Below are 26,262 nucleotides of genomic sequence, written 5' to 3'. Positions count from 1 at the left end.
ACATCATAATGAATGACATTTTAGTACAGAACACCACTGCTTTTTTTGAGAAATCTTTTGGATCAGCTCCTCAAAAAGTAGTACTTTCTCCAGGAAGAATCAACATCATTGGGGAACATATTGATTATAATGACGGTTATGTTTTACCGGCTGCAATCGACAAAGTAATTTGTTTTGCTTTTGCGAAAAACGATACCAAAAAATCACGAATAGTTGCCATCGACTTAAACGAAGATTTTGAAATTGATCTGACTCAGGAAGTCACATTAAGTGATGTGGTCTGGACGAATTACATTCGCGGCGTTATCAAACAATTACAGGATAACGGATTTGTGTTTGAAGGTTTCAACTGTGTTTTTAGCAGTAATATTCCGGTTGGTTCCGGTTTATCTTCTTCTGCGGCTTTAGAATGCGGAACGATTTTCGGAATCAAGGCACTTTTCGATCTAAAAATTGAAAAAGTTGACATTTCTTTATTAGGACAAAAAGCAGAACACTGGGTAGGTATCAATTGTGGTATCATGGATCAGTTTTCGAGCGTTCACGGTCTTGAAAATAAAGTAATTAAACTAGATTGTAATACGCTTGATTTTGAATATCACAATGCTGATTTTAAAGATTACTCTTTAGTGTTATTTGATAGTAATGTAAAACACTCGCTTTTTACATCTGAATACAATACCCGAAGAATTGAATGCGAACAGGGATTGGCTATTATTAAAGAAAATTTTCCTGCAATAAAAAGTTTCAGGGATTGTACCGAAGAACAGCTTTTAAGCATTGAGGACAAAATAAGTCCAACTGTTTTTAAAAGAGTGCACTTTGTTGTAAAGGAAATTAACCGCGTAATAAAGGCTTGTGAGGCTCTGGATAACGGAAATATAGAACTTTTAGGACAATTGCTTTTTGAAACTCATTATGGTTTATCGCAAGAATATGAAGTAAGTTGTGCCGAGCTGGATATGCTTGTAGATACCGCAAAAGCTGACGATGCAATTATTGGTTCGCGATTAATGGGAGGCGGTTTTGGAGGCTGTACCATCAATTTGATTAAAAAAGGTCATGAAAATGAGGTAAAAAGTAAGTTTTCAAATCTTTATTTAGATACATTTGGGATTGAATTAAAATTTTATGATGTAAAAATCTCAAACGGAACAACACTACTTTAATACCACAAGAATTACAATGAAAAATTTCGACATTAACGAAGATCCACACAGACGTTTTAATCCCTTAATTAATGAATGGGTTTTAGTATCACCTCATCGTGCAAAACGCCCGTGGCAAGGACAAAATGAAACTATTGCAACTGAAGCATTACCAAAATACGACCCAACTTGTTATTTGTGTCCGGGAAATGTTCGCGCTAACGGATTAAATAACCCGAATTACGAAAGCAGTTTTGTATTCGAAAATGATTTTGCTGCCATGAAGCAGGACGAAATTATTTTTGAAGAAGATATCAAACACACTTTCTTTAAAGCAAAACCGGAACAGGGAATTTCGAGAGTGGTTTGTTTTTCGCCACGACACGATCTTACTTTACCTGAAATGGAAATTGACGGGATCGAAAATATTATCAGAACCTGGCAAAAAGAATACACTGATTTAGGAAATATAAAATACATCAACCACGTTCAGATTTTCGAAAATAAAGGAAGCGTGATGGGATGTAGTAACCCACACCCGCACGGGCAAATCTGGGCGCAGTCATCATTGCCTACTCAAGTCGAAAAAACACAAAACAGTCTGAAATCTTATTTCGATAAAAATAACCGAACTCTTCTTGAAGATTACCTGCAAGCCGAATTGAAAAGCGGAGAACGTATCGTAATCGAAAACGATCACTTTGTGGCGTTGGTTCCGTTTTGGGCAATCTGGCCTTACGAAACTATGATTGTAAGCAAAAGAGCTCTTAATAAAATTACTGATTTTACAGCTGAAGAAGTAAATGCGTTTGCTACCATTTTAAAGCAATTAACGATCAAATACGATAATTTATTTAGCACTTCATTCCCGTATTCATCAGGAATTCACCAGGCGCCAACAGACGGTTTAGACCATCCTGAATGGCATTTCCACATGCATTTTTATCCGCCATTATTGCGTTCGGCAACGGTTAAAAAATTCATGGTAGGATATGAAATGTTAGGCGAATCGCAGCGTGATATTACACCTGAAAAAAGTGCCGAAATTTTAAGACAACAACCTGATGTGCATTATAAATCGGCTGGTAAATAAGCTGTAAAAGTCCATTTATAATAAGGTCATTTTAAAATTTAACACAATAATTTATTTATAAATGTAAAAAATACATTTGTAATAGTATATTTGTAATTATTTATTTTACTTTTGGCTTTCGTTCTTATTTCGTAAAAAAATAACAAAATAAAAACACATATCACATTTTAAACCAAATTAAACAAACAATCACCTATACTAATTTTTAAAATACTACTAACAATGAACCAGAACCTCGCTGTCGCAGATTATGCGGTTTTTATTATTTATTTTATCGTAGTTTCTGCCTACGGTTACACGGTTTACCGCAAGCGTAAACAAGACGAACAAGATGCTAAGGCTTACTTTTTGGCCGAAGGAAATTTGACATGGTGGGCTATTGGAGCATCTTTGATTGCCTCAAATATTTCAGCTGAACAATTCATCGGGATGAGCGGTGAAGGTTTCTTTTTAGGAATCGCTGTTGCAGCTTACGAGTGGCTTGCTGCTATTGCTTTGATTATTGTAGCAGTTTGGTTCATTCCTGTATATCTTAAAAATAAGATTTACACGATGCCTCAATTCTTAAAAACACGTTACAACGAATCTACTGCATTGATTATGGCGGTTTTCTGGTTGTTTTTATATGTATTTGTAAACTTAACTTCTATCCTTTATTTAGGAGCTGTTGCCATTAATGGTTTAGCCGGTGGAGAATACCTGCACGTGATCATGATAGGTTTAGCAGTATTCGCATTATTCATCTCTTTAGGAGGTATGAAAGTGGTTGCTTATACAGATGTTATTCAGGTTGCTGTATTAATTATTGGTGGTTTGGTAACTTCTTATATCGCACTAACAACTGTTGGACAATATTTTGGAGTAGGTGAAAATGCTATTGCCGGTTTCAAGGTTTTAATGAGAGAAGCTCCTGAGCATTTCAAAATGATTATTCCAAAACCAACTGCAAATTCTTCTCAACTTGATATTGATAAATATTTAACTTTCCCTGGTTTGATGTCTTACCTTGCCGGTATCTGGATTATCAACTTAAACTATTGGGGTTGTAACCAATACATTACTCAAAGAGCTCTTGGTGCTGATTTACAAACGGCTCGTACAGGTATTTTGTTTGCAGGTATGCTAAAATTATTAATGCCATTAATCGTAATGTTACCTGGTATTGCTGCTTATGTACTTTACGTAAACGGACATTTACCTCAATTAGTTGGAGGAAAAGACGGAGCTTATTCTGCTGTATTGACTTTCTTACCAACAGGATTAAAAGGACTTTCTGTAGCGGCTTTAACTGCTGCAATCGTAGCTTCATTAGCCGGAAAAGTAAACAGTATCTCGACTATTTATACTTTAGATATTCATAAAAAATACATCCAGAAAGATGCTGGCGAAAAACAACAAGTAAACATTGGTAGAATTGCCGTTTTTGCTGCAATGCTTTTAGCTGTTTTATTTACATGGAATGACATCTTAGGAATTGGCGGAGTTGGTGGATTTACCTACATCCAAAAATATACAGGATTCATTAGCCCTGGAGTTTTTGCTATGTTCTTCCTTGGTATGTTTTGGAAAAGAACTACTGGAACTGCAGCAATTGTAGGTGTAATTTTAGGATTTGTTTTATCTGTATTATTCAACGAATATGCTCCGGCTTTATTCGGAAACGAAACTTTATTATACACAGCATATAATAACGGAAAAGGTGCTTTCGAAATTCCTTTCCATATTTGTATGGGATTATCATTCTTCTTTACAATGTTAGCCATGATTGCAATCAGTTTTGCAGGACCAAAAGTAAATCCTAAAGCATTTGAAATCGATGCTGAAATGTTTAAAGTAAAACCACAAACTACAGTTTTAATCGTAATTACATTATTAGTAATTGTAGCTTTATACGTTAAGTTCTGGTAAAATAGAACGTTTTAATTCTCTCTATTTTTATAGCTGTTGTCGTAAAGGCAACAGCTATAAAATTATAAACTAGTTTGTATTTTTCATCTTTAATAAAAAATATCATGCAACTATCCCTTACCAATAAAATTATCATAGTAACAGGCGGTGCAAAAGGAATTGGACTTGGCATTTGTAATGTATTAGCAAGTGAAGGTGCGATACCTTTTATCGTTGGCCGAAATGAAGAGGACAACAATAAAGCTGTAAATGAAATTAAAGCTTCCGGAAAAGAAGCGTTTCAGGTTGTTGCCGATTTAACAAAACCGGAAGACTGTAAAAAAGCAATTGAAGCTGTTATCAAACAATGCGGAAGAATTGACGGATTAGTAAACAATGCGGGCGTAAATGACGGAGTTGGTTTGGAAAAAGGAAACTATGAAGACTTTGTTGCCTCTTTGCATAAAAACTTAATTCATTATTATCTAATGGCGCAGCATGCGTTGCCTTATTTAATTGAATCGAAAGGAGCGATAGTCAATATTGGCTCAAAAACTGCCGAAACCGGACAAGGAGGAACTTCTGCTTATGCAGCTTCAAACGGAGGCAGAAATGCCTTAACCAGAGAATGGGCTGTCGAATTATTAAAATATAGTATTCGTGTCAATGCAGTTGTAGTGGCAGAATGCTTTACACCTTTGTATGAAACCTGGATTAATACTTTCGAAAATAAAGAAGAAAAACTGGCCGCTATCACAAAAAATATTCCTTTCGAAAACAGAATGACAACAGTAGATGAAATTGCTAATATGGTTGTTTTTCTTTTATCCGAAAGATCAAGTCACACTACAGGACAAATTATTTATGTTGATGGAGGTTACACTCATTTAGACCGTTCGATTTCTTAAAAATAATAAACACGAATTTCACTAATTGACACTAATTAATTGATTTGTGAAATTGATTTAACGAACTAAGCTAGTTATTACTATTGGTGCAAATTCGTGAAATTCGTGTTTAAAATTAAACTACAATTCATTAAACTGCAGCACTCTTTTTAAATTCACTGGGCGTCATTCCCATAAATTTTTTAAAAAGTTTATTAAAGTTAGAAGCTGTTTTATAGCCGCATTCATAGGCAATCTCAGACATACTCAAATCGGTTTCTAATAAAAATTTACACGCTTTAGAAACCCTGATTTCGTTTAAATATTCTACAAAACTTTTCTTTGTTTTTAGTTTGAACATTCTGCAGAAAGAAGTGGGCGTCATATTCGCAATTTCAGCAATTTCGATCAGGACAATATCTTTTTTATAATTTTCATTTACATATTGAAAAACTTCCGAAAGCCTGTCTTTTTTAGAATCTTTATGTGCCGTAGAATAAGCTTCATTATTGATATAAACCCGATCCTGACTTTCTGAAAGCAGTGATAAAATTTCGAAAAGGCCAATAATCACTTCAAAATCTTTTTTCAGGATAAGCTTTTCTAATTTTTTAGCGATCTGTTTGTTTGTTTTTCCAATGATCGAAATTCCCTTTCCTGCCTGAAAAAACAACTCGTTTATTTTTTGTGTTTCTTTTAATTCGTAAAAAGCAGGTCCAAAAATATCTTTGCTAAAATAGACCACAATTGCATTGGCTTTTAAAGTCGAAATTCCCTGATAATACATTTCATCATTCAGCCAAACGTGCGGTAGATCTGAACCCAGAAAAACCATATCGCCAGGCTCAAAAGGCATAACCGAATTGCCAATGATTCGCTTTCCAAAACTCTCTTTTACATACACCAATTCCAGTTCCGGATGGGAATGAAACGGCGATTGAAAAAACGATTCTTCACGGTTAAGAACCGAAACGGTTGAATTGGTGTAAGATGTTATTTTAGTTTGCTCTAATTTCATGAAGACAAAGATAATTAAAGATTAAACAAGGATAATATCGGATTATTAAATAAGCTTTAAAAATTATAATTTTAAATTTTATTAAACACAAAAATAATCCCAAATAATTATGAAAGAAGCCGTTTTTACAGAGTCTGATTCTAATGTAAAGGTCAAAACTTCAAAAAAATGGTTATTGCCCTATATTTTAGTGACCAGCTTGTTTTTCTTTTGGGGATTTGTTCATAATCTGGATCCTATTTTAATTCCGCATTTGCGAAAAGCGTTTAATCTAACCGACTTCGAATCTTCGCTTGTAGACTCCTCTGTTTTTATCGCTTATTTCGCAATGGCGTTGCCCGCGGGTTATATCATGAGAAAATACGGCTACAAATCAGGAATTCTTGTTGGGCTGCTTTTTTTCGGGATTGGCTCTGTTTTATTTGTTCCCGCAGCAAACTCGCTCGAATACAGTTATTTTCTGGGAGCACTATTTATCATTGCCTGTGGATTAACCTTTTTAGAAACTGCCGCAAATCCGTATGTTACCATTTTGGGACCTCCGGAAACCGCTACACAACGACTTAATTTTGCACAATCCTTTAATGGTCTCGCCGCTTATATTGCGCCTGCCTATATTGGTCCGCTTATTTTATCCAACAAAACCTTATCTCCTGAAGAAGCAAATGCAATGTCAGATGCCCAAATGCATGCTTATGTGGTAGCCGAAGCTGCCAGTGTAAAAATGCCTTACTTAACTTTAGGATTAATCATTTTAGTGATAACGGTAATTTTCTATTTTACTCCAATGCCCGATGTAAAAGAAAAATCAACAACCGAAGTGAGCAGTTTTAAAGAAGCTTTTAAATCCATAAAACTAAAATGGGGAATTTTAGCGCAGTTTTTCTATGTTGGCGCTCAGGTTTGCGTAGGTAGTTTTTTTATAAAAATGGCCACAACATCGGCAGGTTTATCAGAGTCATCTGCAGCTAAATATCTTGGACTTTTTGGATTATTTTTCATGATTGGCCGTTTTGCCGGAACCTATTTCATGAAGTTTGTCGAACCCAAAAAACTATTATTACTGTATTCTTTTATCAATGTGATACTTTGCATCATAGCCATTTTAGGCAGCGGAATGTTAGTGGTTTATACTCTAATAGCTATCGCATTTTTTATGAGTATCATGTTCCCTACTATTTTCTCGATGGGAATCGACGGACTTGCCCATAACACAAAAATAGGATCTTCCTTAATCGTAATGTCTATTGTGGGCGGCGCGATCCTGCCACCAATTTTAGGTGCCATCTCAGATCATACCGGAAGTATTCAGAACGGATACATTGTTCCTTTAATTTCATTTTTAATAATTGCCCTTTTTGCTTACAAAGGACAACAACAAACCAGACAATAAACAATATCATGCCCGAGAATAAAACAAAAAAGCAAGTCGTAAAACTGCATCCAGACGATAATGTTTTGGTAGCATTATCTGACTTGCAAAAAGGAGAAAACATCACTTTTGAAGCTGAAACATTCGTTCTGCAAGACCTCATCAAGGCAAAACATAAATTCTATACCCAGGATATGATCAAGGGGCAAGAAGTAATTATGTATGGAGTTTTGGTAGGAAAAGTACAAAACGACATCAGCAAAGGAAGCCTGATGACCACAGAAAATTTAAAACACGCAGCCGATCCTTACGCTTACAGAAATGTTTCGTACGAATGGCAGGCTCCTGATGTTTCTAAATATAAGAATAAAACGTTTAAAGGTTATAAACGAAATGACGGTCGGGTTGGAACTGCCAATTACTGGCTTTTTGTTCCAACGGTTTTTTGTGAAAACAGAAATTTAGATGTTATTAAAGAAGCACTTCACAATCAGTTAGGCTATGCCGTGAGTGACAAATACAATCAGTATACACACGAATTACTGCAAGGTTACCTCAACGGAGAAGATATCGAAAGCATCAATATTGAACTCAATCCAACGCCAAAAAACAATCGCGTTTTTGAGAATGTCGACGGAATAAAATTTTTAAATCATCAGGGAGGTTGTGGAGGCACACGTCAGGACTCTGCCACTTTGAGCGCTTTACTCGCTTCGTACGCCAACCATCCAAACGTAGGCGGAATAACGATATTGAGTTTAGGATGTCAGCATTTGCAAGTGCAGGATTTTGTAAATGATGTAAAAAAACAAAACCCTCAATTCGACAAACCTTTACTGATTTTCGAACAACAGCAAACCGAAAGCGAAGAAGCTTTAATTACAAACGCCATCAAAAAAACATTTGAAGGTTTAATTGAAATCAATCAATACGAAAGAACAGATGCGCCTTTAAGCGAATTATGCATTGGTGTAAAATGCGGCGGAAGTGACGGTTTCAGCGGAGTATCGGCAAATCCGGCTGTTGGTTACACTTCTGATTTGGTTGTCGCTTTGGGAGGAAAAATTCTTTTGGCCGAATTTCCGGAATTGTGCGGTGCCGAACAAAATTTAATTGACCGTTGCATTACCAAAAAAACTGCCGAAAAATTTATTGATTTAATGGAATCTTACGATGCCTTAGCGCATAAAGTGGGCTCCGGTTTTCATATGAATCCTTCTCCGGGAAATATAAAAGATGGTTTAATAACAGACGCTATAAAAAGTGCAGGAGCAGCCAAAAAAGGGGGAACTTCTCCCGTTGTTGATGTTTTAGATTATACTGAATTAGTAACCAAATCAGGATTAAGTCTGGTTTGCACACCCGGAAATGATGTAGAAGCCACAACCGGAAAAGCAGCTTCAGGCGCTACCTTGATTTTATTTACCACAGGATTAGGAACCCCAACAGGAAACCCGGTTTGTCCTGTAATAAAAGTAGCAACGAACTCCGTTCTGGCAACAAAAATGAGCGATATTATCGATATTGATTGCGGCCCAATTATTAGCGGTGAAAAATCGATAGAAGAAATGGGTGAAGAAATTCTGGACTATTGCATCAAAGCAGCCAGTGGAGAAATTATTCCGAAAGCGGTACAATTGAATCAGGATGATTTTATTCCGTGGAAACGAGGCGTATCTTTATAAAATCCAATCAAAAAAATAACTTTTAATTTAAGTAAAATGTTTTCATTAAAAAATAAAAAAGCAATTATAACCGGAGGCGGAAGCGGAATTGGAAGAGCCATTTCTGTTTTGTTTGCCAAACAAGGAGCCGAAGTTCATGTTTTAGAACTGACTCTAGAAAGTGCAAAAAATACGGTTGAAGAAATAGAATCAAACGGCGGAGTTGTTTTTGCGCACGCCTGCGATGTTGCCAATCATCAGGAAGTAAAAGCTACTTTTGAAAAAATAGGATCAATTCATATTTTAGTAAACAATGCCGGAATTGCTCACGTTGGCAAAGTAGATACCACTTCTGAATCTGATTTTGACCGCATTATGAACGTCAATGTAAAAGGCGTTTACAATTGTCTGCACGCTTCAATCCCTGCACTAAAAAATGCTGGCGGAGGAGTTATTTTAAACCTGGCATCTATTGCCTGCTGGGTCGGAATTCCGGACAGATTTGCCTATTCTACAGCAAAAGGCGCGGTTATGGCCATGACATTATCTGTAGCAAAAGATTATTTGAAAGAAAACATCAGATGCAACTCAATATCTCCGGCAAGGGTACACACACCATTTGTTGACGGATTTATTTCGAAAAATTATCCGGGACAGGAAGCCGAAATATTCGAAAAATTGTCCCAGTCGCAACCCATAGGCCGTATGGGAAAACCGGAAGAAATAGCCACTCTTGCTTTGTTTCTTTGCAGCGATGAATCTTCCTTTATTACCGGTTCTGATTACCCTATTGATGGAGGTTTTATCAAACTGAACAATTAAAAAACGACTTTTATAGTTATAAAAATATAATACGATTAAAAAAAGAGAACATGAAACTAATACGATTTGGAGAAGCTGGTCAGGAAAAACCAGGAGTCTTAATAAATGACAAACGAATAGATGTTTCGTCTATAGTAACTGATTATAACGAAGCTTTTTTTGAAAATGACGGTCTTGCAAAATTACAAGAAGCCTTAAAAAACAACACTTCATTTCCTGAAGTAAGCAACGATATCCGATTGGGTTCGCCAGTAGCGCGACCATCAAAAATTATATGTATTGGCTTGAATTATGTAGATCACTGCGAAGAAACTGGTGCCGCAATTCCGGAAGAACCAATTATTTTCTTTAAATCAACAACTTCGCTATGCGGACCAAATGATAACTTAATCATTCCTAAAAATAGCGACAAAACCGACTGGGAAGTAGAGCTTGCTTTTGTGGTAGGGAAAAAAGCCAGTTATGTTGCCGAAGAAGATGCGCTGGATTATCTTGCCGGTTATTGCTTATTGAATGATTATAGCGAAAGAGCTTTTCAGATCGAGCGTGGCGGACAATGGGCAAAAGGAAAAGGATGTGATACATTTGCTCCGCTTGGACCAATTTTGACAACTGCGGATGAAATTGAAGATGTTAACAATTTATCGATGTGGCTTACTGTAAATGGTAAAAAATTTCAGAACAGTAATACTTCTAATTTGATTTTTAAGATTCCGTTTTTAATTCATTATTTAAGTCAGTTTATGACGCTTTTACCGGGCGATGTTGTAAGTACAGGAACGCCTCCGGGAGTTGGTCTGGGTATAAAACCAAACCCTGTTTACATCAAAGCGGGAGACGTGATAGAATTAAGTATTGAAGGATTAGGCACAAGCAAACAAGTTGCCGTAGCTTATTAAAGAATTACTTTTTACAAATTAATAGGTAAAAATGAAAATCGACAGCCATCAGCATTTTTGGAAATATGACCCTGTAAAAGAAGCCTGGATTACTCCGGAAATGGCGGTTATCCAAAAGGATTTCCTGCCTCAGGATGTGGAACCTCTTTTGAGCCAAAACAACTTTGACGGTTGTATTGCGGTTCAGGCAGATCAAAGCGAAAATGAAACTCATTTTCTGCTGCAATTGGCCGATGAAAATGATTTTATAAAAGCTGTTGTGGGCTGGGTAGATTTTAAAGATCCTAATATCGAAGAACGATTAGAATATTTTTCAGGTTTTAAAAAACTAAAAGGATTCAGGCATATTTTTCAGGCAGAAACAAATCCTGAATTTATGCTGCAAACAGACTTTTGTAACGGAATTGACAAATTAGCAAAGTATAATTTTACTTATGATATTTTAATTGGTCCCCAACAATGGCCGTTTATTGGGGAATTTATAAACAAGTTTCCAAAACAACGTTTTGTAATTGATCATCTGGCAAAACCGGATTTTAAGAAAAGTGATTTCACTGCATTTGAAAAAATGGTTTGCGCTATTGCGAAAAACCCAAACGTATTTTGCAAAGTTTCAGGCTTAGTCACAGAGGCGCATTGGCACAACTGGAAACCCGAAGATTTTAAAACCGCGCTGGATATTATTACCGAAAACTTCTCGATAAACCGTTTAATGTTTGGAAGCGATTGGCCCGTTTGCTTATTGTCTGCAACTTATCCTGAAGTAATTGCCTTAATGGAACACTATTTTTCGTCCTTTTCTGTTACGGATCAAGATGCTTTTTGGGGAAATAACGCCGTGAGTTTTTATAATTTAGAAGTATCGTTTTTTACTTAATATTTATTTTTTGAAGAATTAAAGACCGTCTGTAAAGGATGGTCTTTTTTTATATCGTGTCCTGTAGGGATACCTATTTTTAGAAAAACAATACATCTAAACCATTAATCAAACGTTCCTCCGGAACGTATAACCGCAATTCAAATCTCATTCTACCAATGAAACATTCCTAACGGAATGAATTATCGAAAAATCATTTAAACTAAAATATTCCGTAGGAATATCTCATCGGTAGAAAAAAAAGAATATTGTTGCGTGTTGTGTCCTGTAGGGACACTTGTTTCTACGGAAATAAACATCTGCGTCATCAATCAAACGTTCCTACGGAACGTATAAACGCAATTCAAATCTCATTCTACCGACGAGATATTCCTACGGAATATTTTTTATAAAAAAAGCCCTGATTATTCAGGGCTTTGTTCTTTTTGCATATTCAATAAATACGCCATATTGGCTATAACGTGATCATGTTTCTTCACAAAGGGATTTTCTTCGTTCCAGACATAACCGGCTAAAACCGAACATATTTTTTCTTTTACTTCCGGATTTTCCGGTTGGTGGAAGAATAACGTCTGAAGGTTTCCGGTGTACCATTCTTTCACGTAAGTGGTAAAAACAGCAATCCCTTTTTTCATGTATTCTGTAAATTCAACTTCCCAGTCTACTTCGATTCCCTGCGATTCTTTCAGGTATAATTTTGCGGCCAGCATTCCTGATTCTGTAGCGAACGCAACTCCTGATGAAAATACAGGATCCAGGAATTCAGAACTATTTCCTGTTAAGGCAAAACCATCTCCGTACATTCTTTTTACGGCTCTCGAATAATTTTCTAATTTTACCGGTTCGAATAAAAACTCCGTTCCTTTAAATCTTTTAATATAATAATCCGATTTTTGAATTGCATTGCGCAAAGCCTCGGCATTGTCTTTATTTTCAGATAATGAATTGATGAAATCCGTTGGCCCAACAACTCCTAGACTTGTATTTCCATTCGAGAAAGGAATTACCCACAGCCAAACTTCGGTTTCCAGAATATCAAATGAAATCTGAGTTCCCTCTTCTCCTTCTTCTCTATTAATATCTTTTACGTGTGTAAATATCGAAGAATGCGGATCTAATTGCGATGGCGTATCAAGATCTAAAAGTCTTGGCAGAACGCGTCCGTATCCGCTGGAATCGATAATAAAATTGGCATGAATTTCTTTTAGATTTCCATCCTTATCTTTTACGATGGTTTTAGATTTTTTTCCTTCAAAAGAAACTTCCAAAACTTCTGTTTCAAATTCCAGATCAATCCCTTTTCTAATCACTTCCTGCGCCATTGTATTGTCAAAATCAGCTCTTGGCACTTGCCAGGTCCAGTCCCAGCCTTCACCAAATTTTTTACTGAAATCAAAAACACAAATTTCTTCTCCTCTTATAAAACGGGCACCTAATTTTTTCTCAAAATTCATTGCATCGAGACTTTCAAAAAGTTCAGCCTCTGCAAAATGATCCATTACTCGCGGTATAAGGCTTTCGCCAACGACCAGTCTTGGAAACTTTGTTTTTTCAACAACTTTTATCTTAACATTGTTTTTATGAAGATAAGATGCTGACACACATCCAGAAGGTCCCGCACCAATCACCAAAACATCTACAAACTCCTTTATCATATTAAAAATATTATCAATTATTAGCCTACATTTGCCATCATCAAAATAACTACATTTATTTTGATAAATAAAATTAAATTAGCACAATCAAAACCAGTTTAATGAATACAATTAATGAATATTTAAGTTTAGCAGAATTCGAATCCATTATTTTTGGAAATAACAAAGTTTCGATAAGCGATGCTGTTTTAAACCGAGTAAACGAAAGCTTCAATTTCCTGAAAGAATTTTCAGGGAACAAAGTAATATATGGCGTAAATACTGGTTTTGGACCAATGGCCCAATACCGTATTAAAGAATCTGACCAAATTCAGTTACAATACAATTTAATCAGAAGCCACTCTTCAGGAACAGGAAAACCTTTGAGCCCTGTTTGTGCAAAAGCAGCAATTTTAGCCCGATTAAACACTTTATCATTAGGTAACTCCGGAGTTCATCCGTCAGTAATTCACTTAATGGCAGAATTGATCAACAGAGATATTACGCCGCTTATTTTTGAGCACGGTGGTGTTGGTGCGAGTGGAGATTTAGTACAATTATCACACTTGGCTTTAGTTTTAATAGGCGAAGGCGAAGTTTTTTATAAAGGAGACAGAAGACCAACTCCTGAAGTTTTCGAAATTGAAGGTTTAAAACCTATTCAGGTAGAAATTAGAGAAGGTCTTGCGTTAATCAACGGAACATCTGTAATGACCGGAATAGGAGTTGTCAATGTGCACCACGCCAATAAATTATTAGACTGGTCATTAAAAGCTTCTTGCGCCATCAACGAATTGGTTCAGGCTTATGATGATCATTTTTCTGAAGAATTAAACCAAACCAAACGTCATAAAGGACAACAGGAAGTGGCAGCAAGAATGAGACAAAATCTTTCTGACAGTACTTTGATCCGTAAAAGAGAAGACCATTTATATTCAGGCGAAAACACTGAGGAGATCTTCAAGGAAAAAGTTCAGGAATATTATTCATTACGTTGCGTACCTCAAATTCTTGGACCGGTTTTAGAAACGATAAACAATGTCGCTTCTATTCTGGAAGACGAATTTAACTCGGCAAACGACAATCCGATTATAGATGTAAAAAACAAACACGTTTATCACGGAGGAAATTTCCACGGCGATTATATTTCGCTTGAAATGGATAAACTTAAAATTGTTATTACCAAACTAACGATGTTGGCAGAACGTCAGTTGAATTATTTATTAAATTCAAAAATCAACGAAATTCTTCCTCCATTCGTAAACTTAGGAACATTAGGATTTAATTTTGGGATGCAGGGCGTTCAGTTTACTGCAACCTCAACAACTGCCGAAAGCCAAATGTTGTCTAACCCAATGTACGTACATAGTATCCCGAACAACAACGACAATCAGGATATTGTAAGTATGGGAACGAATGCTGCGGTTATTACCTCAAAAGTAATCGAAAATTCATTCGAAGTTTTAGCGATCGAATTAATCACAATCGTTCAGGCAATTGATTATTTAGTACAAAAAGATCAAATTTCATCGGTAACCAAAAAATGGTATGATGATATTCGAAATATAATTCCTACATTTAAAGAAGATCAGGTCATGTACCCTTTTGTTCAAAAAGTAAAAGATTACCTGATCAACAGTTAAAACTTTATTTTACAGTATTAATATTGAACCTTAAAAAATCATGAAAAAACCACTTATTTTTTTATTCGTATTATTTATTCAATTTGTTAATAGTCAGGAATTGGCTTTAGTTAAAAAGAACGGTAAAATTGGATACATTTCTAAAGATGGAAACTTTAAAATTGAGCCTCAATACAAATCGGCAAAAAGCTTTTCTGAAGGTTTAGCTGCTGTTGAAGATAACGGAAAATGGGGATTCATCGATACTAAAGGAACATGGGTAATTCCGGCTACTTTTAAAGATACTAAAGAATTTAACAGCGGAATTGCAGTAGTACAAAAAGATAAGGATTGGGTTTATATTAATACAAAAGGAGAAGTTCAGACCCCTCCGCCTACTGAAAAATTATTTGATTTTAATGACGGCGTTGCTTTTATAAGACAAGGCAAAAAAGTTGGATTAATCAATTCAAAAATGACCGTTGTTCTGGAACCAAAATACGACCAGATCAAATCTTTCGAAAATGGTTATGCAAGAGTAGAGAACAATAAAAAATGGGGAATTATTAATACGTCTGGTAAAGAAGTAGTAGAACCCCTTTATGATGAAGTAGGGAATTATTTTAAAAATACAACCTGGGCAAGAAAAGATAAAACTTTTGGACTTGTAAGTTCCGGAAACTTTATTGCCGTAGATGGCGCTGACAAAATCTGGGATTTTGAAATTCAGGATTTAACGTATGCACGAAAAGGCGGTAAAATTGGTTTTATAGACATAAAAGGAAACTGGACTATTTTGCCTATTTACGACAAAGCAAAAGCGTTCTCTAAAAATTTGGCTCCGGTTTGTATCGGTTCTAAATGGGGATACATCAACCCAAAAGCTGAATTCGTTATCCCGCCAACATACAGCGATGCAGAAGTTTTTAGCTCAAACGGACTGGCTCCGGTAAAAGAAAAAAACTGGGGATTTATTAATGAATCAGGAAAATTAGTAATCCCAACTCAATACGGTATTACAGCAAATGGCTTCGTTATTGCTTTGTTTGTACAACAAGACAAAGGATTTATTGATGGTATTGCAAGAGTAAAAAATGAAGGTAAATGGGGATTTCTTAGACCAGACGGAACTGTATTAAGCAACCAATGGTTTGAAAACGCTGAACTTTTTTCGAAATCAAAAGAAAGAAACAATGTAAGTGAAGTTGCTGGAGAAAAGCCTAAGGCAGAAACAAAACCAACAGCAAAGGCAGAAACGAAACCTGCTACAAAACCGGCAGCGAAACCTGCAGCCAAAAAGAAGAAATAATAGCTATTAATCTATAAAATACGAATAGGGTATCGCGGGTAAAAAAGCGATACCCTATTTTGACCAAAAAAATAAATTCTACATATGAAATGTGTATTAGTAACCGGCGGTTCAAGAGGAATTGGAAGTGCTATTTGTAAAAAATTAGCCGTTGAATCTAGTTATCATATCCTGATAAATTATCATTCGAACAAAACTGCTGCCGAAGAAACACTTCAGGAAATACAAAAATTAGGTGCAAGCGGAGAAATCTTAGGTTTTGACGTTTCTAATTATGAAGAAGTGCAAAAAACATTAACACAATGGCAGGAAGCAAATCCTGAAGCAATTGTAGAAGCAATTGTAAACAACGCCGGAATTACAAAAGATGGTCTTTTTATGTGGATGACTCCCGAAGACTGGAACGGAGTTATAAATACAAGCGTAAACGGATTTTTTAATGTAACGCAATTTTTTATTCAAAAAATGTTGCGCAATAAATATGGCCGAATTGTAAACATGGTTTCGGTTTCGGGCGTAAAAGGAACGGCCGGACAAACCAATTATTCGGCTGCAAAAGGTGCAATAGTTGCCGCTACAAAAGCGTTAGCGCAGGAAGTGGCCAAACGAAATATTACTGTAAATGCTGTAGCTCCGGGTTTTATAAGAACCGATATGACAAGCCAGTTAGACGAAAAAGAATTATTAAAGCTAATTCCGGTAAATCGTTTTGGCGAAGCCGAAGAAGTCGCAGATTTGGTAAGCTTTTTGATTTCAAAAAAATCAAGCTATATTACAGGAGAAATTATCAATATAAACGGAGGAATATATTCTTAAAAATATTTCTTCCGCGTTTGCGAGATTTTTTTAAACGTCAAAAATTGCTCGCAAAGACGCAGAGTCGCAAAGTTTTATTAAAAACTAAAAAAAAGAATAAGCTTTGCGGCTTCGTGTCTTTGCGAGATTAAAAAAATTACAAAACACTTTGAAAGACGATGAATAAGAGAGTAGTAATTACTGGAATGGGAATTTATTCTTGTATCGGAACTTCTTTAGATGAAGTAAAAGAATCTTTATACAACGGAAAATCTGGTATTCAGTTTGATGCTGAAAGAAAAGAATTTGGTTTTCAATCTGCCCTTACGGGAATGGTTCCAAAAGCTGATCTGAAAAACTTATTGACCCGAAGACAACGTATGAGTATTGGTGAAGAAACCGAGTATGCTTATATGGCCACAATCGAAGCATTGAAAAATGCCAATATTGATGATGATTTTTTTGACAATCGCGAAGTAGGTATTATGTACGGAAATGATAGCGTTTCAAAAGCTATTATTGAAGCTACAGATATTGTGAGAGAGAAAAAAGACACTGCTTTAATAGGTTCCGGAGCTATTTTTAAATCGATGAATTCTACAGTAACGATGAATTTATCTACGATTTTTAAACTCCGCGGAATCAATCTTACCATAAGTGCAGCTTGTGCAAGTGGATCACATTCTATTGGATTGGCTTATTTTTTAATAAAAAGCGGATTTCAGGATATTATTATTACCGGAGGAGCTCAGGAAATCAACAAATTTGCGATGAGCAGTTTTGATGGTTTAGGTGTTTTTTCGAACAGAGAAAATGAACCTGAAAAAGCTTCCCGCCCATTTGATGCTGATCGCGACGGATTAATTCCTAGTGGTGGCGGTGCAACTTTAATTCTCGAAAGTTACGATTCTGCAATAGCTCGTGGCGCTAATATTATCGCCGAAGTTGTGGGTTATGGTTTCTCCTCAAACGGCGGACACATCTCGACTCCCAATGTCGAAGGTCCATCTATAGCCATGCAACGAGCGCTTGACGACGCCCAACTGAAAGCAACCGACATTGATTATATAAATGCTCATGCGACCTCAACTCCGGTTGGAGACGGAAATGAAGCCAAGGCAATCTTTGAAGTTTTTGGTGAGAAAAATCCGTATGTAAGTTCTACAAAATCAATGACTGGTCACGAATGTTGGATGGCTGGAGCCAGCGAAGTAATTTATTCTATCTTAATGATGCAGAATGATTTCATCGCTCCAAACATCAATTTGGACAATCCTGACGAAGATGCATCAAAATTAAATTTAGTTAAAACTACGTTAAACAAAAAATTTGACATATTTTTGTCCAATTCCTTCGGGTTCGGAGGAACCAACTCTGCGTTGGTGGTTAAAAAGTTTAAATTAAACGATGAATAAAGAAGAGATTATAGCAAAAATAAATGGTTTTTTAGTTGAGGAGTTTGAAGTAGATAATGATGATATTGAACCAGATGCTAATTTAAAAGATACACTTGGGTTAGATAGTTTGGACTATGTTGATTTAGTCGTTTCAATCGAAGCTAACTTTGGTGTAAAACTGGTTGAAGTTGATTTTGTCGGGATTGATTCTTTCCAAAGTTTTTATGATCTTATCGAAAACAAATTAAAAGCCAAAACTGCTTAATGAGCAAATGGGATGGCAAATCAAAAGGAACTGTTTTAGGGTATCGAATATTCGTTTTTCTTATAAAAAAAGCGGGTGTTAAAGCTGCTTATGTTTTACTTTATTTTGTTGCTTCGTACTATTTTTTATTTCTAAAGAAAAGTAACAAAGCCATTTCTTATTATTTTAAAGAAAGGCTTGGGTATTCCTGGTTCAAATCTAAAAAAATGGTTTTCAAAAGTTATTACACTTTTGGGCAAACCATTATTGATAAAATCTCCATTTCGGCAGGAATGCGAAACAAATTTACCTATGAATTTGACGGAATTGAAATTCTGAAAAATCTTTTGGCAGAAAAAAAAGGAGGCGTTTTAATCAGTGCCCATATTGGAAATTTTGAAATTGCTGAACATTTTCTGGGCGATATAGACATCGATTTTCAAATTAATCTGGTTACGACAGATCTCGAACATTCTGCAATAAAGAATTATCTCGAAAGCGTTACCCAAAAACCTACCGTTAAGTTTATCATTATCAGAGAAGACCTCTCTCATATTTTTGAGATCAATGCGGCACTTTCAAAAAACGAATTGGTTTGTTTTACCGGCGATCGTTATTTTGAAGGCACCAAATCACTTTCTGAAAACATACTTGGCGAGGAAGCCAACTTTCCGGCTGGCCCATTTTTAATTGCTTCAAGATTAAAGGTGCCTGTAGTTTTTGTATACGTAATGAAAGAACCCAACCTGCATTATCACTTGTATGCACGTGAAGCTGTAGTCAAACACAGAGACGAAAAAGGATTATTGAAAGCATATATCGAAAGCGTAGAATCTATGCTCGCAAAATATCCTTTGCAATGGTTCAACTACTTTGATTTTTGGAATCAATTGAAAAACAATTAAGGGGGAATTTAACCGCAAAGTCCGCAAAGTTTTTTATATAATGTTATGTTTAGAAAATACAAAGTTCGCAAAGCTTTGTATTGATTTAGCTTTGCGAACTTTGTGTTTTTATAAAATCTGATGTGCATAAAAACTTTGCTCCCGATAGCTATCGGGATTGCGGTTAAAATCGAAGCCAATTTCAGATTTTATTAAATTAATCTGTGATTATCAGCTGAAATCTTTTTAAATCTGCGTGGAAAAATAATTCGTGAATTCGTGGCAAAAAGTAAAAATCATTTAATTAAATGTCGTTCTTTTATACTTTACAATTCTTAAAGTAAAGTATGCAGGAATTTGACACAATAATTATTGGTTCCGGAGTTGGCGGATTATCAACTGCGATATGTCTTGCAAGAGCCGGACAAAAAGTTCTGGTACTCGAACAACATTATGTTCCCGGAGGCTGGAGTCATAGTTTTACTTTAAAAGGTCAGCGTTTTAGTCCTGGCGTACATTATGTCGGCCAGCTTGAAGAAGGACAATCCACCAACGAATTATATCGAGGTTTGGGAATTGCCAACGACATGGTTTTCTTTAGAATGAACAAAAACGCTTACGAACATTGTTTGATTGGAAACGAAACTTTCGATTTGCCCGCAGGAGCCGAAAATCTCAAAAAAACACTTACTAATCATTTTCCGCACGAAGAAAAAAACATCAACGAATATCTTTCACTGGTTCAGAAAGTGAGTTACGAATTGCAACTGATTCCAACACTCAAAGGTTTTTGGCAAAATATCACCGTACCATTTCGAACCAAACATTTTGGCAAGTTTGCGCTTTTTCCTTTAAAAAAAGTAATTGGCTGGCATGTAAAAGATCCTAAACTAAAAGCAGTCCTGAATATTCAGTGTGGCGATCACGGGCTTCCGCCAAGTCGGGCTTGTTTTCCTGTGCATTGTTCTGTAATGAGTCATTATTTTGATGGCGGATTTTATCCCATGGGCGGCGGCGGCGGAATTGTAAAAGCCATGACAAACGGCGTAAAAAGACATAACGGAGAAATCCGCGTAAAACAAAACGTTCGCAAAATCATTATCGAAAATAAAAAAGCAATAGGCGTTCAGCTTGAAAATGGTGAAGAAATATTCGCCAAAAACATTGTTTCAAACGCAGATCCTTCTATAACTTATCTCAATTTAATTGATAAAGAACATCTCAGTAAATCTCTTCTTAAAAAATTAGATAAGACAAAATATTCGGTTACTTCCTTAATTTTATTCCTTACGCTTGACATTGATGTTACCTTATATAATATCGATTCGGGAAATTTCTGGATGATGAAAGACGAAAATGACGATGCTAATTTTGAAGATTTAATGAGCAGCAATATAGATTCAGGAGATTCATTTCCTTCTGTCTTTATCAGTTGTACAACGCTCAAAGATCCGGCAAGTTTTAACGGGCGTTATCATAATTTTGAAATTGTAACCTATGTTGATTACGATCACTTAAAAGATTTTAATGGTTTAGACGATTATCACAATGAAGAGTATAAAATTTTCAAAGAAAAAATCATCAATAAACTGATGAACAATCTAGAAAAAATAATCCCAAATGCGAAACAACATATTATTCAGGCCGAATTAGGAACTCCAAAAACCAATGAATTTTACATCAATTCGACAAAAGGAAATGTTTACGGAACCGAAAAAACATTAAATCAGGTGGGTCCTTTTTCGTATAAAAACAAAACCGAAATCGAAAATCTGTTTCTTTGTGGCGCTTGTACCCTATCTCATGGTGTTGCAGGTGCTACATATTCCGGTCTTGCCGCTGCGGCTGCAATTTTAGGATGTACTTCTGATGATTTATTAATTGAAGATGAAAATCAAAAAATAAGAATCTATGATGCCGAAGATTCTGCTACATGGCCAGATTGGGTTCATACCAAACGATCCGATAAAATAAGGAAATTCGTTTAAAAAAAATACTTATTTTTGCGGAACCACCAAAGCCATCCAACCAAATGAAAAATGTTCTTGTTATTTATTATTCACAATCTGGACAATTAGAAGAAATAGCACGAAACATTGCAAAGCCTTTTCTAAATTCAGAAGAAATAAATGTAACGTTTCACGAAATACAATTAGAAAAACCTTTTCCTTTTCCTTGGGATAAGGATTCTTTTTTTGATGCTTTCCCGGAATCTTTTCTTCAAATTCCAACTCAACTAAAACCAGTTTCTGAGGAAATTTTAAATACAAAATTCGATTTGGTTTTATTTCATTATCAGGTTTGGTATTTGTCGCCATCGATTCCGATCAATTCATTTTTGAAAAGTGACGATGCAAAAAAAATACTTAACAATACACCTGTTGTTACCATAAGCGGTTCCCGTAATATGTGGATTATGGCGCAGGAAAAAATCAAAACTTTACTAAAAGAAGCCAATGCAAAATTGGTAGGAAACGTAGCGTTGGTAGATCGCGTTGGAAATTTAATCAGTGTAATTACAATTGTAGAATGGATGTTCTCAGGAGTGAAGAAAAAACATTGGGGAATTTTACCTCTGCCGGGAGTTTCTGATAAGGATATTCAGGAGTCTGAGAAATTTGGAGAAATTATTGTTTCAGCATTAAACCAAAATAATTTTGAAGATTTACAACCAAAATTACTTGCAAACGGCGCTGTAAAAATCAGTCCGTATCTTGTTACTGTTGACAAAACCGCGAATAAAATTTTCGATAAATGGTCGAATCTAATTTATAAACATCAAAAAAACAGAAAACAGCTTCTTAAAGTATTTAATGTTTATTTATTCCTCGCAATATGGTTAATCTCACCAATAGTATATATCTTGCACCTTATTACCTACCCTTTTAAGTTAAAAACCATAAAAAAAGAAACTCGATATTATCAAGGAGTTTAGAAGACGAAATTAGATTATGTTTGAAGTATATATTACCAAGGCCGCAAAGTATTTGCCAAATGAAGCTGTTTCTAATGATGAAATGGAAGACTATTTAGGACTCATTAATGATGCCGCTTCTAAAGCAAGACGCATTATTTTGCGCAATAATAAAATTACAAGTCGTTATTACGCCATAGATAAAACAGGGAAAAGCACGCATAACAATGCCGAATTGACCCGAAATGCTGTTGTACAATTATTTGATGAAAATTTTACAGCTCAGGATCTTGAAGTACTTTCATGCGGAACCTCAACACCTGATGTTTTCCTGCCTTCGCATGCCGCAATGGTACACGGATTATTAAAAAATAAATCGGTAGAATTAAATTCATCAACTGGTGTTTGTTGCGCCGGAATGAATTCGTTAAAATTTGGTTTTCTTTCGATACGATCAGGAAATTCAAAAAATGCTATTTGTACAGGATCAGAAAAAGTATCATCATGGTTAAATGCCCAAATGTACAACCACGAAGCAGCAAACCTAAAAAGCCTTGAAGAACAACCTATTATCGCTTTCAAAAAAGATTTCCTACGTTGGATGCTATCTGACGGAGCCGGAGCTTTTTTATTAGAAAATAAACCAAGAGGGCCAATTTCTCTAAAAATCGAATGGATGGAAGCTTTTTCGTATGCATACGAATTAGAAACCTGCATGTATGCCGGTGGAGATAAATTAGAAAATGGCGAAATTAAATCATGGAGCGATTATCCTCCGGAACAATGGTTGAACGAATCGGTTTTTGCCATTAAACAAGATGTAAAATTATTGGATGAATTTATACTTTCTAAAGGAGCTGAAAGTATGAGCGATGCCATGTCTAAAAATAATATTGGTTCAGACCAGGTCGATTATTTTATTCCTCACGTTTCATCTAACTTTTTTGTCGAAGGTTTAAAGAAAGGATTAACGGAAAAAGGAATCGGAATGGCGGACGAAAAATGGTTCATGAATCTTTCAAGAGTTGGTAATGTAGGTTCTGCCTCTATTTATCTGGCTTTGGAAGAATTGATGAATTCAGGAAATTTAAAAACAGGAGATCGTATTCTTCTGTCTGTTCCTGAAAGTGGAAGATTCTCGTTTGCATATGCTTATTTAACCGTTTGCTAATGGAGACGACATTACTTTTAGAAAAAGAAGCTGTCGAAAATTTACTGCCGCAAAAGTTTCCTTTTGTGATGGTCGATAAAATGTATTCGTATACCGAAACCTCCTTAATTGCCGGTTTAGAAATTAAAAACGATAATATATTTTTTGACAACGATACTTTTCTTGAAGCAGGTTTAATCGAACATATGGCACAATCTGTGGCTTTGCATACAGGTTATCAATTTTTCTTGAAAAACGAAACAGCGCCAACAGGATATATTGGTTCTATTAAGGAAATTGAGATTAAAAAGTTGCCAAAAATTAATGATACGATTCAATCTACCATCACTATTTTGCAGGAATTTGCAGGAATTACTTTGGTAGATGTTGTAACGTATTTGAATAATGAAGAAATTGCTAACGGACAAATGAAAACTGTTTTAGCGAAATGATAGCAGCAATGAAAACCGGAGTTGATATACAAAATTACTTACCGCACCGAGCGCCAATGCTTATGGTGGATTTAATTTTGGATATAGATGCCAACTTTGTAGAAACCACATTCCTGATAAAAGAGGATAATGTTTTTATCGATAATAACGTTTTTATCGAAGCGGGCTTAATCGAAAACACCGCACAAACCTGTTCGTCTATTGTAGGCAAAAAGTATTTTTTTGACGAAGACGGCACGGAAAATGAAAACGTAAATGTATTGGGTTTTATCAGTGCGATAAAAAACCTTAAAATACATTTGCTCCCAAAAGTGGGCGATACGATTATTACCAAAGCAACTTTGGTTTCAAAATTCGAAGGCGACGATTATACATTATGTACAATGCGCTGCGCCAGTATATGGGGACATAAATTACTTTTAGAATGCGAAATTAATTTATTCATTCAGAAGATAGTTTCAGTGTAAATGAATACTAAGAAGATCATTCTACACCTATTAATCCGGATTGGGATTTTAGTTCTTATGGTTGGATCGGTTTTTTTACTTTGGTATCTTACCGTTGATCGTCATTCACATTGTCATGGAGATGACCACAAACATTTTGATACTGGTTTAGGATTCTTTATTATGGAATTTATGGCAGTCCTGTTTTTTTATTTTGGACTTGTAATAGAAATGATATATTTATTTGTGAAGAAAAAACAAAATTTAGCCTTTGCAAATCTGGGGTTTTTAATAATTAGTTTATGTATCGCATTAGCTTTATATATCTAATAAATTAATAATGAAATGGAAAAAGAAAAAGTACCACAAGATAAAAGCAACTTAACAAAAAACAACGTTAAAGAGCTTTTGTACGCAACCGATGAAAACGGAAATTACACGACAACTCTAAGTACCGGCTGGGAACCCAAAACCATCGCACTTTCAAATTCAATAGACGAAATAAACGAGCGAATTGCAGAAGCAAAAATGCAAGTCGAAATTGGCGAAGCAAGTCCAATCGTTTATTATATGGAAATTAATAAAATGGATCTTACTATTTTATCCAGTTATGTTGGAATGTGGAAATGGCGCGTAAAAAGACATTTTAAACCTACCGTTTTTGCCAAATTAAACGAATCGATCCTAAAAAAATATGCCGATGCTTTTGAGATTTCGGTAGCAGAATTAAAAAATATTAAAACAGACTAATGCAAATCAATTTTACACATCATCAATCTGCTCATTGTGAGAACGGAGTAGCTTCGAATTTGTTAAAAAACAACGGACTGAACATCAGCGAACCGATGGTTTTTGGTATTGGCTCTGGACTTTTTTTCGTGTATTTGCCTTTTATAAAAGTAAATCACGCGCCCGCAATTAGCTATAGAACTTTGCCCGGACAAATTTTTAATAAACTGGCCAATCGTTTAAATTTAAAAATAAAAAGACAAAAATTTTCTTCTCCCGCAAATGCAAATAAAGCCTTGGATGAAAATTTAAAAAATAACATTCCAACCGGATTACAAGTTGGCGTGTATCATTTGAGTTATTTTCCTGATGAATACCGCTTTCATTTCAACGCACACAATTTAGTCGTTTACGGAAAAACCGAAACCGATTATTTGGTCAGCGATCCTGTGATGGAAACCGTTACGACTTTAACGCATGACGAATTAGACAAAGTACGTTTTGCCAAAGGTGCTTTTGCTCCAAGAGGACAAATGTATTACCCGATTCAGATCCCGAAAGAAGTTGATTTAAAAAGTGCAATCATCAAAGGAATCAAAAATACCTGTCGCGATATGTTGGCACCAATGCCTATTATTGGTGTGCGCGGAATAAAATTCGTATCAAAGCAAATCCGTAAATGGCCTGTAAAACACGGCACCAAAAAAGCCAATCATTACCTGGCACAAATGGTTCGTATGCAGGAAGAAATAGGAACCGGCGGCGGAGGTTTTAGATTTATTTACGCTGCTTTTTTACAAGAAGCTTCGGTTATTTTAGCGAATGAAGAATTGAAAGTACTTTCGAAAGAAATGACCTTGATTGGAGATTCATGGCGTGATTTTGCTGTTGAAGCTTCCAGAATTTACAAAAACCGAAGTGCCAAAGAAGATGCTTACAACGCCATTGCCGATGAACTTTTGAGCATCGCCAACAGAGAAGAAATCTTTTTCAAAAAACTAAAAAAAGCCATTAGCTAA

Annotated in this window: 24 protein-coding genes; 22 read left to right on the top strand and 2 right to left on the bottom strand. The window is 35.6% G+C overall.

What is annotated here, in order from left to right; all coding sequences use genetic code 11:
* Positions 1 to 8: 8 nt before the first annotated feature.
* The 4 genes from galK (at position 9) to LNP81_RS06075 (ending at position 5,036) form a co-directional block, all read left to right on the top strand.
* On the top strand, positions 9 to 1,169 hold the full coding sequence (gene galK, locus LNP81_RS06090) for a galactokinase (protein ID WP_230034235.1): 1,161 nt from the start codon (positions 9 to 11) through the stop codon (positions 1,167 to 1,169).
* Positions 1,170 to 1,185: 16 nt separating this feature from the next.
* A complete protein-coding gene (locus LNP81_RS06085; protein ID WP_230034233.1) occupies positions 1,186 to 2,241 on the top strand; it encodes a UDP-glucose--hexose-1-phosphate uridylyltransferase in 1,056 nt (351 codons plus the stop codon).
* A 222-nt stretch (positions 2,242 to 2,463) separates the two neighbouring features.
* Complete coding sequence (locus LNP81_RS06080; RefSeq protein ID WP_230034231.1) at positions 2,464 to 4,149, top strand: sodium/sugar symporter; 1,686 nt, start codon at positions 2,464 to 2,466, stop codon at positions 4,147 to 4,149.
* A gap of 104 nt (positions 4,150 to 4,253) precedes the next feature.
* The gene (locus tag LNP81_RS06075) at positions 4,254 to 5,036 is read left to right on the top strand and encodes an L-fucose dehydrogenase (RefSeq protein WP_230034229.1); all 783 of its coding nucleotides are present in this window, start codon (positions 4,254 to 4,256) and stop codon (positions 5,034 to 5,036) included.
* 130 nt (positions 5,037 to 5,166) lie between these two features.
* Here LNP81_RS06075 and LNP81_RS06070 read toward each other — a convergent pair whose 3' ends face one another.
* Positions 5,167 to 6,033 carry an AraC family transcriptional regulator gene (locus LNP81_RS06070; protein WP_230034227.1) on the bottom strand — a complete coding sequence of 289 codons (867 nt, stop codon included), beginning with the start codon at positions 6,031 to 6,033 and terminating at the stop codon, positions 5,167 to 5,169.
* A gap of 109 nt (positions 6,034 to 6,142) precedes the next feature.
* Here LNP81_RS06070 and fucP point away from each other — a divergent pair, with 109 nt between their 5' ends.
* The 5 genes from fucP to LNP81_RS06045 are packed head-to-tail and all read left to right on the top strand — an operon-like array spanning position 6,143 to position 11,667.
* A complete protein-coding gene (gene fucP / locus LNP81_RS06065; RefSeq protein WP_230034225.1) occupies positions 6,143 to 7,426 on the top strand; it encodes an L-fucose:H+ symporter permease in 1,284 nt (427 codons plus the stop codon).
* Positions 7,427 to 7,434: 8 nt separating this feature from the next.
* Positions 7,435 to 9,090 carry a UxaA family hydrolase gene (locus LNP81_RS06060; RefSeq protein ID WP_230034223.1) on the top strand — a complete coding sequence of 552 codons (1,656 nt, stop codon included), beginning with the start codon at positions 7,435 to 7,437 and terminating at the stop codon, positions 9,088 to 9,090.
* A gap of 36 nt (positions 9,091 to 9,126) precedes the next feature.
* Complete coding sequence (locus LNP81_RS06055) at positions 9,127 to 9,891, top strand: SDR family NAD(P)-dependent oxidoreductase (RefSeq protein WP_230034221.1); 765 nt, start codon at positions 9,127 to 9,129, stop codon at positions 9,889 to 9,891.
* Between the two features lie 50 nt (positions 9,892 to 9,941).
* Entirely contained in the window at positions 9,942 to 10,790 is an 849-nt protein-coding gene (locus tag LNP81_RS06050; RefSeq protein WP_230034219.1) for a fumarylacetoacetate hydrolase family protein, read from the top strand.
* Positions 10,791 to 10,821: 31 nt separating this feature from the next.
* The gene (locus LNP81_RS06045; protein WP_230034217.1) at positions 10,822 to 11,667 is read left to right on the top strand and encodes an amidohydrolase family protein; all 846 of its coding nucleotides are present in this window, start codon (positions 10,822 to 10,824) and stop codon (positions 11,665 to 11,667) included.
* Positions 11,668 to 12,071: 404 nt separating this feature from the next.
* On the opposite strand, the gene LNP81_RS06040 is transcribed toward LNP81_RS06045, so the two are convergent.
* A complete protein-coding gene (locus LNP81_RS06040; RefSeq protein WP_230034215.1) occupies positions 12,072 to 13,322 on the bottom strand; it encodes an NAD(P)/FAD-dependent oxidoreductase in 1,251 nt (416 codons plus the stop codon).
* Between the two features lie 101 nt (positions 13,323 to 13,423).
* On the opposite strand from LNP81_RS06040, the gene flxA reads away from it, so the two are divergent.
* The 13 genes from flxA to darH all read left to right on the top strand — a co-directional run bounded on the left by flxA (position 13,424) and on the right by darH (position 26,262).
* The gene (flxA, locus tag LNP81_RS06035; RefSeq protein ID WP_065451712.1) at positions 13,424 to 14,944 is read left to right on the top strand and encodes a flexirubin biosynthesis tyrosine ammonia-lyase FlxA; all 1,521 of its coding nucleotides are present in this window, start codon (positions 13,424 to 13,426) and stop codon (positions 14,942 to 14,944) included.
* Between the two features lie 40 nt (positions 14,945 to 14,984).
* Entirely contained in the window at positions 14,985 to 16,232 is a 1,248-nt protein-coding gene (locus LNP81_RS06030) for a WG repeat-containing protein (protein ID WP_230034213.1), read from the top strand.
* An 84-nt stretch (positions 16,233 to 16,316) separates the two neighbouring features.
* A complete protein-coding gene (gene flxB, locus LNP81_RS06025; protein ID WP_230034211.1) occupies positions 16,317 to 17,048 on the top strand; it encodes a flexirubin biosynthesis SDR family reductase FlxB in 732 nt (243 codons plus the stop codon).
* Positions 17,049 to 17,206: 158 nt separating this feature from the next.
* Positions 17,207 to 18,442, top strand: a complete 1,236-nt coding sequence (locus tag LNP81_RS06020) for a beta-ketoacyl-[acyl-carrier-protein] synthase family protein (protein ID WP_230034209.1) — start codon at positions 17,207 to 17,209, stop codon at positions 18,440 to 18,442.
* Positions 18,435 to 18,689: an acyl carrier protein gene (locus tag LNP81_RS06015; protein ID WP_065451716.1), complete on the top strand. Its 255-nt coding sequence runs from the start codon at positions 18,435 to 18,437 to the stop codon at positions 18,687 to 18,689. The genes LNP81_RS06020 and LNP81_RS06015 overlap by 8 nt, the downstream gene beginning before the upstream one ends.
* A complete protein-coding gene (locus tag LNP81_RS06010) occupies positions 18,689 to 19,573 on the top strand; it encodes a lysophospholipid acyltransferase family protein (protein ID WP_230034207.1) in 885 nt (294 codons plus the stop codon). Before LNP81_RS06015 ends, LNP81_RS06010 begins: the two co-directional genes overlap by 1 nt.
* A gap of 326 nt (positions 19,574 to 19,899) precedes the next feature.
* Positions 19,900 to 21,540: a phytoene desaturase family protein gene (locus LNP81_RS06005; protein WP_230034205.1), complete on the top strand. Its 1,641-nt coding sequence runs from the start codon at positions 19,900 to 19,902 to the stop codon at positions 21,538 to 21,540.
* A gap of 44 nt (positions 21,541 to 21,584) precedes the next feature.
* Positions 21,585 to 22,487 (top strand): NADPH-dependent FMN reductase family protein, encoded by a 903-nt coding sequence (locus LNP81_RS06000; RefSeq protein WP_230034203.1) that lies wholly within the window; start codon positions 21,585 to 21,587, stop codon positions 22,485 to 22,487.
* A 16-nt stretch (positions 22,488 to 22,503) separates the two neighbouring features.
* The gene (gene darB / locus LNP81_RS05995) at positions 22,504 to 23,637 is read left to right on the top strand and encodes a dialkylresorcinol biosynthesis protein DarB (protein WP_230034201.1); all 1,134 of its coding nucleotides are present in this window, start codon (positions 22,504 to 22,506) and stop codon (positions 23,635 to 23,637) included.
* Positions 23,637 to 24,068, top strand: coding sequence for a hotdog family protein (locus LNP81_RS05990; RefSeq protein WP_230034200.1), 432 nt, complete (start codon positions 23,637 to 23,639; stop codon positions 24,066 to 24,068). The genes darB and LNP81_RS05990 overlap by 1 nt, the downstream gene beginning before the upstream one ends.
* 8 nt (positions 24,069 to 24,076) lie before the next feature.
* Positions 24,077 to 24,535 carry a hotdog family protein gene (locus LNP81_RS05985; RefSeq protein WP_065452011.1) on the top strand — a complete coding sequence of 153 codons (459 nt, stop codon included), beginning with the start codon at positions 24,077 to 24,079 and terminating at the stop codon, positions 24,533 to 24,535.
* A gap of 324 nt (positions 24,536 to 24,859) precedes the next feature.
* Complete coding sequence (DarG, locus tag LNP81_RS05980; protein WP_230034198.1) at positions 24,860 to 25,264, top strand: flexirubin biosynthesis protein DarG; 405 nt, start codon at positions 24,860 to 24,862, stop codon at positions 25,262 to 25,264.
* Positions 25,264 to 26,262 carry a BtrH-related acyltransferase DarH gene (gene darH / locus LNP81_RS05975; RefSeq protein ID WP_230034196.1) on the top strand — a complete coding sequence of 333 codons (999 nt, stop codon included), beginning with the start codon at positions 25,264 to 25,266 and terminating at the stop codon, positions 26,260 to 26,262. The genes DarG and darH overlap by 1 nt, the downstream gene beginning before the upstream one ends.

The sequence above is a fragment of the Flavobacterium piscisymbiosum genome (assembly GCF_020905295.1).
GTDB classification, from domain to species: domain Bacteria; phylum Bacteroidota; class Bacteroidia; order Flavobacteriales; family Flavobacteriaceae; genus Flavobacterium; species Flavobacterium piscisymbiosum.
Note: the sequence above shows the minus strand (reverse complement) of the source record. Positions and strands in the feature narration are given on the sequence as shown.